Genomic DNA, 394 nt, shown 5'->3' on the forward strand with positions numbered 1-394 from the left:
CCGCTGCAGTGGAGTACGAGTTGGCCGGGTCGCCAGCGCACGTGGTTGACCACGCCCGGAATAGCGTCATCCGGCACGGTCACAAACACCCAGTCGGCGGCATCCGCCACGCCTTGCGGGTCGGCCGCCTTGGCGCCGGTAGCGTGTGCAAGCCACGCGGCGGGTGCGCTTGAACGGTTGGCAACCGCCACGGTACGCACGCCTGCGCCGTGGGCCCGCATGGCCAATGCCCGCGCCAGCCGGCCCGCGCCAATCCAGCCCACCGAAACCGGCGTTTCGATTGCAAAAGACGTCATGGCTAATCCCGATTTTTCATGGTCCGCATCTTATAGCGAAGCCACATCGATAGACCGGGATGCTGCAGTCGGCCGATCGGGCGATGCCGCCGGTACAC

General features: G+C 66.5%; 1 protein-coding gene. It reads right to left on the reverse strand.

The window, feature by feature from the left end; genetic code table 11:
• The coding region (locus I6F36_RS39300; RefSeq protein ID WP_225173330.1) for an NAD(P)-binding domain-containing protein at positions 1 to 296 on the reverse strand (296 nt) is incomplete at its 3' end.
• Between the last annotated feature and the right edge of the window lie 98 nt (positions 297 to 394).

The sequence above is a fragment of the Bradyrhizobium sp. BRP19 genome (assembly GCF_020194195.1).
In the GTDB taxonomy this organism is placed as follows: domain Bacteria; phylum Pseudomonadota; class Alphaproteobacteria; order Rhizobiales; family Xanthobacteraceae; genus Bradyrhizobium; species Bradyrhizobium yuanmingense.